Below are 9,713 nucleotides of genomic sequence, written 5' to 3'. Positions count from 1 at the left end.
GAAATGTACACATCTAGTCTTATGAATAAATGTTTTTTTATTTGTCTGTGGAGTCTTTTTATCTTTTCTACAGATTACTTATATGCACAGCATCCGATAAATCTAGTTCCCGCTCCTCTGCAAATAGAGGAAGGAGATGGCTTTTTTCAGGTTACTGAAGAAACAGTTATTTCTGTGGAGAATGAAGAACAAGAGGGAATAGCATCTGATTTTGCTGATTTATTTACTGTTCCGGCTGGATTTACTCCTATGGTAGAAATCGGAGTACAGAATGCGGCCATATCGTTAGTTACAGATAAAGCTTTGAAAAAGGAAGCTTATCGGCTGACTGTGTCAGAAGATAATATACGGATTTATGCTTCGGATATAAAAGGATTCTTTTATGCTTTCCAGACGTTGAGATTGTTGTTACCTTCGGATATTGAGAGGCAGACTTTGGCCAATCAAATATGGAGGTTGCCGGTCTTTGCTATGACGGATGAACCTCGTTTTGGATATAGAAGTTTGATGCTGGACGTGGCCCGGTGCTTTATTCCCAAAGAAGAAGTGCTGCGTATATTGGACTGTATGGCTTTGTTGAAGCTGAACACCCTTCACTTGCATTTGTCGGACGATACGGGCTGGCGATTGGAAATCAAGAAATATCCTCGCTTGACAGAAGTCGGTGCATGGAGAGTGGACAGAGGGCAGTTGCCGTTTTATGCACGTCGTAATCAGGCAGAGGGAGAAAAGACTACGCTGGGAGGTTTCTATACTCAGAACGATATGGAGGAGATTGTGGCTTATGCAGCCGACCGGCAGATTAATGTGATTCCGGAGATTGATGTGCCGGCGCATTCGTGTGCGGCGTTGGCTGCATATCCCGAACTGGCATGTCCGGTGGTAAAAGAAAAGATCACTGTGTTACCAGGGCTGGGAGGACGTAATCCGGAAATAATTTATTGTGCTGGAAACGAGAAGGTCTTTACTTTTTTACAGGATATAATTGATGAACTGTTTCAGATATTTCCTTCCCCTTATATTAATATAGGTGGAGATGAAGCGACTAAAACGTATTGGAAGACATGCCCGTTGTGTCAAAAGCGCATGCAAGAAGAACACCTGACAGAGGTAGAGGACTTACAGGGCTATTTCATGGGCAGACTGAACGACTATATCCGGAGTAAGGGACGTACGATGATGGGATGGGATGAACTGACCAATAGCAAGTTGCCCGAAAAGGCCGTGATTCTTGGCTGGCAAGGATTGGGTAATGCGGCATTGAAGGCGGCAGACCAAGGATTGAACTTTGTGATGACACCGGCCCGTGTACTTTATTTGATTCGGTATCAAGGTCCCCAGTGGTTTGAACCGCTTACCTACTTTGGGAATAATACCCTGCGTGATGTTTATAATTATGAGCCGGTACAGGCAGACTGGAAACCGGAGTATGAGAAATTGTTGCTAGGAGTACAGGCTTCCATGTGGACGGAGTTTTGTTATAGTGCAGACGATGTGATGTATATGCTGTTTCCTCGTCTGGCTGCTTTGGCTGAAGTGGCCTGGTCACAAAAAGGAAAGAAGAATTGGACAGATTTTCAGCAGGGGCTGGATAATTATTTGGCTCATCTGGAAAAGAAGAATGTGCCTTATGCCTCATCCATGTATAATATTCAGCATACAGTTGCTCCTGAAAATGGAAAGCTGTGTGTGAAGCTAAATTGTGAACGTACGGATGTAGAAATACGATATACATTAGATGGAAGAGAACCGGATATGTATTCTTCAGTCTATACAGCGCCATTGAGGCTGGATGCGGGGACGGTTGTAAAGTGTGCATCGTTCGTAAAAGATATGAGAAAAGGAGAAATTCTGACTCTTCCGCTGTTGAACAATAAAGCGACAGGAAAGCACGTGTTGAGTAAGGCTCCTATGGCTCATTTATTAACAAATGGAGTGCGCGGAAGTTTGCGCCAGTCTGATTTTGAGTGGTGCACGTGGGATAACTTGAGTTCTGCTTCATTTACGGTAGACTTGCAGCAAACAGAATCTGTACAACAAGTTCTGTTGGGATGCTTGACCAATTATGGCATGGCAGTTCATAAACCGAAGAGGGTAACGGTGGAAGTCTCAAAAGATAATCGTATCTTTGTTCAGGTAGGACAGAAGGAGTTTTCGGAAGCGGAAATTTTCAGAGAAGGGAACTATGTAGAGGATGTGGAATTTACGATTAAGGCGCGTAAGGTCCGCTATGTCCGAATTACGGCTGAAGGTTTTGGCTCTTGTCCGGAATCGCATTACATGCGTCCTGGACAACCGGCACGTTATTATTTTGATGAATTACAAATTAGATAATTATATGAACTTTAAATCTGATACAATGAGACATCTGATTTTATGTAGTGTGATGTGGTTGTGTGGACTGATGATGGCCGTAGGCCAGAATGTGCCACAAGTGATTCCTGCCTTGCAGCAGTGGAAATCGGCAAAAGGAAAGCTGCTACTTCCGGAAACTGGAAAAGTGATTGTTTCTCCGGAGGATGAAAACGGGCTGAAAGAAGGAGCCGAAATCCTGGCGCAGGACTTGAAGGAAATGTTTGGTTGGGAGTATAGTGTCGTAGTAGGAAAGAAAGAAAAAGGAGCTGTCTATCTGACTTTGGGTAAGCCGGACAAAATTTTGGGTGAAGAAGGATACCGGATGAACATTCAGGGTGAGGTTACCATTGAGGCATCTACTTCTAAAGGTGTTTTCTGGGGTACGCGTACTTTGCTCCAGATGATTCATAACCAACCGGAGGGATTGATGAAGGGCCGGGCTACGGACTTTCCTTTGTATCCGAACCGAGGATTCATGATTGATGTGGCTCGTAAGTTTTTTACGATGGACTACTTGCGTGATTATGTCAAAATTCTTTCATTCTATAAGTTAAACGAACTGCAAGTGCATTTGAATGATAACGGGTTTGTGGAATTATTCGGAAACGATTGGAACAGAACCTATTCGGCATTCCGTTTGGAGAGTGAACGTTTTCCAGGACTGACAGCGAAAGATGGTTCGTACACAAAAGAGGAGTTTCGTGATTTTCAGATAATGGCAGCTCGTTATGGAATTAACGTAATCCCGGAAATTGATGTACCGGCTCACTCATTGGCCTTCACACATTATAACCCTCGGCTGGCTGCTGATAAGAAAGAATACGGTATGGACCATTTGGATTTGTACAAACAAGAGGTATATGATTTTGTAGATACCTTGTTCGATGAATATTTGTCGGGCGAGAATCCGGTGTTTGTAGGACCGGAGGTGCATATCGGAACTGATGAGTATAACCGGAAAGAATCAGAGCAGTTCCGACACTTTACGAACCACTATCTGGACTTTGTGTCAGGATACGGCAAGATTCCACGTTTATGGGGAAGCTTGAATATGATGAGAGGAGAAACTCCTGTCAATTTGAAAGGGAAGGTAGTGAGTGCATGGAATCATGGCTGGATGGATGTACAGACTTGTCTGGATGCAGGAGCCAAGGTCGTGAACTTATGTGATGGGCTATTGTATATAGTTCCTGCGGCACATTATTATTATGATTTTCTGAACTGTCAGTGGCTGTATGAGAACTGGATGCCGGAGATGATGCGTGCGGATGACCCAAAGATGACTGTGCGCCATCCCAACTTTTTAGGTGCTATGCTGGCAGTCTGGAACGACCGTGTGGGCAATGGTATCAGTGAGCAGGATGTGCATTACCGTACTTTCCCAGGTTTGCAGGTGGTGTGTGAAAAGATGTGGAAGGGCGAAAATGCGGATAAAGTGCCTTTTGAACAGTTTATGAAACTTTGTGCTACTACTCCTGAGGCTCCAGGTGTAAACTTGTTGGCCAAGGTAGACAAGCAGACTACACTGATTGAAGCAGGAAAAGAGGTGACTTTGTCAGGGACGGAAGTGGTGACCACGGAAGTAGATGAAATAGGCTATCCTTATGCTGTAGAATTTGAATTGTGTCCGGATACAACTCCTGATATTGATGCCATATTGTTCAAAGGTCCGCATTCAGAATTCGTGTCCAACTGGCAGAATACCGGTAAGTTTGCTTTCCGTCGTGACGGTTATGAATTTGTGTTCCATGCGTATCGTTTGCCTGCCGGACAATGGACTAAGGTAAGAATTGAAGGTGATGTGAAAGGTACTTCTCTGTTTGTGAACGGACAACTTCAGGAAAGACTGGAAGGTCGGGCAAGCGAGGTGTTTAATGAGAAACGGCAGAAAAAAGAGCGCTTCTGGTATCAGGAAACATTGATATTTCCTTTAAAACAATTGGGGGATAGCAAGATGGGATTTAAGGGAAAAATAAGAAACTTGGTATGTATTCCACTTTAATATTGCAAATGTTATGATAAAAATTTATCGTTTTTTGATGGTCCTGGGACTTCTGGTATGGATAGCTCAGAATGTATCTTCGCAAAGCAGATATGATAAAGACAAGTTTTATAATGTATTCCCTGCAAAGGTATCAAATAAGGTACTGGGTTATGATAAGGGTTCGTCTGTGATATTGAAATCCTTGAGTAAGGACGACCAGAAACAGCAGTGGAACATCAACGAGTTGTCTGGAAGTTTTCGTTTGGTGAATGTCTTTGAAGACAAGGCGCTGAGAGCTGATGTAGACCATAAGGCATTGGTCGTTACAGAGGTAAACGGCAGTGATGAGGCGCAGTTGTGGAGCATACAGGAAACCGCAAACGGGGTGAGACTGGCTCCGGCTAATACTCCGTCGCTTATGCTGGTATGTCAGAAAGACGGCCGTCTACAGTTGATGGACAGAAAGAAGGCTGAAACGATGGAAACTTCTTTGTTCCAGATACGGGTAAGCGTTGTGCCTATGCCCGAAGGAGCTGGTATGGCTGCACGCGAAAAAGTGTACTGGGAAGATGAAACCCACTTTGAAGAAAATAAGGAAGCGGGCCATGCCACGTATATGCCTTACCCTTCAGAGGAAGATATGTTGGCAGACAAAGCTTTCTATGACCGCCCGTGGGAGGAAGTACATAACTCTGCCTATATGCTGCTGAACGGTACATGGGCTTTCCATTGGGTGTCAGAACCCTCAAAACGTCCGCTGGATTTTTATAAGGAAGATTTCGATGTATCGGGATGGGACCGTATTCCTGTGCCGTCTAACTGGGAAATGCAGGGCTACGACCGTCCGATTTATGCCAATGTAGAATTCCCGCATGCCAACACACCGCCTTATATTCAGGCTCGTAAAGGTTTTAACGATGGCGGAAAGAACTATGGTATCAATCCGGTAGGTTCGTATGTACGTATGTTTAATTTGCCGGCAGGCTGGGATGGAAAACGTACTTTCATTCATTTCGGTGGTATTTATAGTGCGGCTTTTGTGTATCTCAACGGAAAATATGTGGGCTATTCACAAGGAGCAAACAATGTAGCTGAGTTTGATGTGACCAAGTACCTGAAACCAGGCGAAAATCGTCTGGCTGTGCAGGTGTTCCGCTGGTGTGACGGTTCTTATCTGGAATGTCAGGACATGTTCCGTATGAGTGGCATCTTCCGTGATGTGTATTTATATAATGTACCGAAAGTCAGTGTGCGCGACCATTACATTACTTGTCTATTGGATAAGGATAAGAATTATAAAAATGGAACCATGAATGTGAAGTTGTCTTTAGATAACCGTGACAAGCTGAAGGGTACCAAGAATCTGCTGGTACGTCTGTTAGATCCGGAAGGCCGTAAGGTGGCCGAATCGGAAGTGGCTGTGAAATACGCTCCTTCTTCTCCGGTAAGTACGGCTAATGTATCATTCGATTTGACAGATTTGTCTTTGTGGACCGCTGAAACTCCTACATTGTATACTGTGCAAGTGATACAGCGTCAGGGAGGAAAGGATGAAATGGCTTTCTCTACGAAGTACGGTTTCCGTGACATAGAGGTGAAAGGCTCATTGCTTTACTTGAATGGCAAACGAGTGTTCTTCAAGGGAACCAACCGTCACGATACGCATCCGGTATATGGTCGTGCGGTGACAACAGAGTCTATGTTGTGGGATGTGCTGACTATGAAACAGAACAATATCAATACGATTCGTACGTCGCATTATCCGAATGCAGCCAAGATGTATGCCATGTTTGACTACTATGGTTTGTACACAATGGATGAGGCTGACCTGGAAGACCATGCCAACCAGTCTATCAGTGACATGCCTTCCTGGATACCTTCATTCGTAGACCGTATTGACCGCATGGTGCTGAGAGACCGCAATCATCCGAGTGTGATTTTCTGGAGCTTGGGTAATGAAGCCGGAGGAGGAGCCAACTTCCGTGATTGTTATGACGCAGCTAAAAAGCTGGATAGTCGTCCGGTACATTATGAAGGTACACGTGACGGAAAGTCATACGGTGGTAACCGCTTCAGTGATTTCTACTCCAAGATGTATCCGAGTATGGACTGGATGGATGAACATGTAAGTGCGTTTGAAAAACCACTCTTCGTGTGTGAATATGCGCATGCCATGGGAAATGCCATCGGTAACCTGAAAGAATATTGGGAAAGTATTGAAGGCAGTACGGCTACTATCGGTGGAGCTATTTGGGACTGGGTAGACCAGGCTATTTATGAACCGCATGAAATAAAGAAAGGTATTTACCGCCTGCATACAGGATATGACTTCCCTGGTCCGCATCAGGGTAACTTCTGTTCCAACGGTATCGTACCGGCTACACGTGAAGAATCTCCGAAACTGAAAGAGGTGAAAGCCATTTATCAGTATGTGGCCTTTAAGTGTGTAGGTACCGATGCTTCTCATAATATGGTCAATGTACAGGTACGTAACAAGTATGCATTCTTGTCATTGAAAGGCTTCGATTTGAAATGGGAAAGCGTGAAAAATGGAGTGATTGTAGGAGCTGACAGCTTGAAACTGGAAAATATTCTTCCGGGAGATTCTGCAGTATTGAATCTGAAACTGTCAGGAATTAATTTGGCAGATGCCAAGAAGGCAGGTGATGAAGTGATGGTCAATTTGCATGTACGTATGTTAGCACCTACTGTATGGGCAGAAGCTGGACATGAAGTAGCTGCTTGCCAGTTTGAATTGCAGAAGAGAGCCGATTTACCACAACTGACGTTTAAGAAGAAGAAAAATGAATGGACCATTCAGGAAACCGATAAACTGTTGATGCTTTACAACAAGCATCTCCGTGCAGCTTTCGATAAAGCCACCGGACAGATGGTACAGTTGAATATGGCTGGAAAGGAAATCATCAGTCATAATGGCGGCTTCTTGTATGATAATCACCGCTGGATTGAGAATGACTTGTTTAAGGAAGTTGCTAACGGACTGGATGCGGCTGGTACGTGTGAGGTGAGTGTAGATAAAGGAATCGTACAGGTAAGTACGTCTCGTGGCGGTTCCTTGTGTGCAACCAACATTGTGTACACATTTATGCCGAACGGAGTAATAGACATGGATGTGCGTTTCTCTCCTCAGACTGCAAACTTACGTCGCTGTGGATTGGTTTGCCTGCTGGATTCTACTTTGACTCAGGTAGACTATTATGCACACGGTCCTTGGGAGAACTATGTCGACCGTAAGGATGCATGTCCTGTGGGACGTTACACGCTGGACGCAAATGATACCGGCAAGTATGTGAAACCTCAGTCTATGGGCAATCGGGAAGGTTTACGTAGCATGGACTTGAAGGATGCTTCTGGAAAGGGTATTCGTATTCAGACACAAGGTAATGTTTCTTTCTCTGCTTTGCGTTATACGGATGAAGACTTGATGAATACCAAGCATACTTGGGAATTGCAGCCGCGCCCGTACGTGGTACTTCACCTGGATGCGGCTTTGCGTGGAGTCGGAAATGCAAGTTGTGGTCCGGAAACCATGCTGAAATACCAAATTCCGCAGAAACCGATGAGCTATAAGCTCCGTATATCTGCTTTGTAAGAAAGAATAGAATAACCTAAGTAGACTTATGAATAAATTTTATCCTGTTGCCGGTATGGTTGCTTTATCGGCCGTCACTACAGCCTGTCAGCAGGCTGATAAGCAAGAGAAGAAGCAATACAACATTGTGTATATCATGACCGATGACCATACGGCACAGATGATGAGCTGTTATGATACGCGCTACATGGAAACTCCCAATTTGGATCGCATTGCCAATGAGGGAGTGCGCTTCACGAACAGTTTTGTGGCAAACTCGTTGAGTGGTCCCAGCCGTGCCTGTATGATTACAGGCAAGCATTCTTGTGGCAACAAGTTCTATGATAATACTACTTGCGTGTTCGACAGTGCGCAACAAACCTTCCCAAAACTGTTGCAGAAGGCCGGTTATCAGACGGCGATTATCGGAAAGTGGCACCTGGAAAGTCTGCCTTCAGGATTTGATTACTGGCAAATTGTGCCGGGGCAGGGGGATTATTATAACCCTGATTTTATTACGCAACAGAATGATACCATTCAGAAACATGGTTACATAACCAACATCATTACCGATGATGCCATTGACTGGATGGAACACAAGCGTGATGACAAGAAGCCGTTCTGTCTGTTCATCCATCACAAGGCTATCCATCGTAACTGGATGGCAGATACTTGTAATCTGGCTTTGTATGAAGACAAAACCTTCCCTTTGCCAGATAACTTCTTTGATGACTATGAGGGACGTGAAGCGGCTGCCGCCCAGGAAATGAGTATTGTGAAGGACATGGATATGATTTATGACTTGAAGATGCTTCGTCCGGACAAGAACTCTCGTTTGAAGACATTGTATGAAAGTTTCCTCGGCCGAATGGATACCGCTCAGCGTGCAGCATGGGAGAAGTTCTATGGTCCTATCATCGAAGATTTCTATAAGAAAAATCCTCAAGGAAAGGATTTGGCCAACTGGAAGTTCCAACGTTACATGCGTGACTATATGAAGACGGTGAAGTCGTTGGATGACAATGTGGGTCGCGTATTGGACTATCTGAAGGAAAAAGGATTATTGGAGAATACGCTGGTAGTGTATACTTCCGACCAGGGATTCTATATGGGAGAACACGGTTGGTTCGACAAGCGTTTCATGTATGAAGAATCCATGCGTACTCCGCTGATTATGCGTTTGCCGGACGGTTTCACTCGTCGGGGAGACATTACTGAAATGGTACAGAACATTGACTATGGACCTACTTTCCTGGATTTGGCAGGAGTAGAAATTCCGTCTGATATGCATGGAGTATCTTTGTTGCCGTTGCTGAAAGGTGAACACCCGAAAGACTGGCGTAAGGCTTTGTACTATCATTTCTATGAATACCCGGCAGAGCACATGGTGAAACGTCATTATGGAGTGCGTACAGACCGTTATAAACTGATTCATTTCTATAATGACATTGATACATGGGAATTGTACGACTTGCAGGAAGACCCGCACGAAATGCACAATCTGTACGGGCAGAAGGAGTATGAGACAGTGGTTGACGAGTTGAAGGCAGAAATGCTGAAACTTCAGGAACAGTATGATGACCCCGTACGTTTCTCGCCAGAACGGGATAAGGAATAATTCGTAAGAGGTAGTTATAAATGGGGACACTCAGTAAATAGTATAAAATTAGCCAACTAATTCATACAAAAAGTATTGCGAATTAGTTGGCTTTTTTGTATCTTTAGGTATTCCCCCGAAAATAAGGTTTGGCAGCCAAAACGGGGGAAATACTCCGACTAAGA

At 44.4% G+C, this 9,713-nt stretch carries 4 protein-coding genes; all 4 read left to right on the top strand.

Going from position 1 to position 9,713, the window contains the following annotated elements; genetic code table 11:
• Nucleotides 1-21: 21 nt before the first annotated feature.
• Genes ACMJ0U_RS09615 through ACMJ0U_RS09600 form a run of 4 tightly spaced genes read left to right on the top strand, consistent with a single transcriptional unit; the run spans nucleotide 22 to nucleotide 9,549 of the window.
• The gene (locus ACMJ0U_RS09615) at nucleotides 22-2,334 is read left to right on the top strand and encodes a family 20 glycosylhydrolase (protein ID WP_417129745.1); all 2,313 of its coding nucleotides are present in this window, start codon (nucleotides 22-24) and stop codon (nucleotides 2,332-2,334) included.
• A gap of 25 nt (nucleotides 2,335-2,359) precedes the next feature.
• Complete coding sequence (locus tag ACMJ0U_RS09610; protein ID WP_417129744.1) at nucleotides 2,360-4,357, top strand: family 20 glycosylhydrolase; 1,998 nt, start codon at nucleotides 2,360-2,362, stop codon at nucleotides 4,355-4,357.
• A gap of 13 nt (nucleotides 4,358-4,370) precedes the next feature.
• Nucleotides 4,371-7,952 carry a glycoside hydrolase family 2 TIM barrel-domain containing protein gene (locus ACMJ0U_RS09605; RefSeq protein ID WP_417129743.1) on the top strand — a complete coding sequence of 1,194 codons (3,582 nt, stop codon included), beginning with the start codon at nucleotides 4,371-4,373 and terminating at the stop codon, nucleotides 7,950-7,952.
• A 55-nt stretch (nucleotides 7,953-8,007) separates the two neighbouring features.
• Nucleotides 8,008-9,549, top strand: a complete 1,542-nt coding sequence (locus tag ACMJ0U_RS09600) for a sulfatase (RefSeq protein ID WP_417129746.1) — start codon at nucleotides 8,008-8,010, stop codon at nucleotides 9,547-9,549.
• The last annotated feature ends 164 nt before the right edge of the window (nucleotides 9,550-9,713 follow it).

This window comes from Phocaeicola sp., from assembly GCF_048170425.1.
GTDB lineage: Bacteria > Bacteroidota > Bacteroidia > Bacteroidales > Bacteroidaceae > Phocaeicola.
Note: the sequence above shows the minus strand (reverse complement) of the source record. Positions and strands in the feature narration are given on the sequence as shown.

What these genes read in the sequence shown, in the direction of transcription:
- ACMJ0U_RS09600 (WP_417129746.1), top strand. Translation starts at nt 8,008, where the DNA reads ATGGTTGCTTTATCGGCCGTCACTACAGCCTGTCAGCAGGCTGATAAG.
- ACMJ0U_RS09615 (WP_417129745.1), top strand. Translation starts at nt 22, where the DNA reads ATGAATAAATGTTTTTTTATTTGTCTGTGGAGTCTTTTTATCTTTTCT.
- ACMJ0U_RS09605 (WP_417129743.1), top strand. Translation starts at nt 4,371, where the DNA reads ATGATAAAAATTTATCGTTTTTTGATGGTCCTGGGACTTCTGGTATGG.
- ACMJ0U_RS09610 (WP_417129744.1), top strand. Translation starts at nt 2,360, where the DNA reads ATGAGACATCTGATTTTATGTAGTGTGATGTGGTTGTGTGGACTGATG.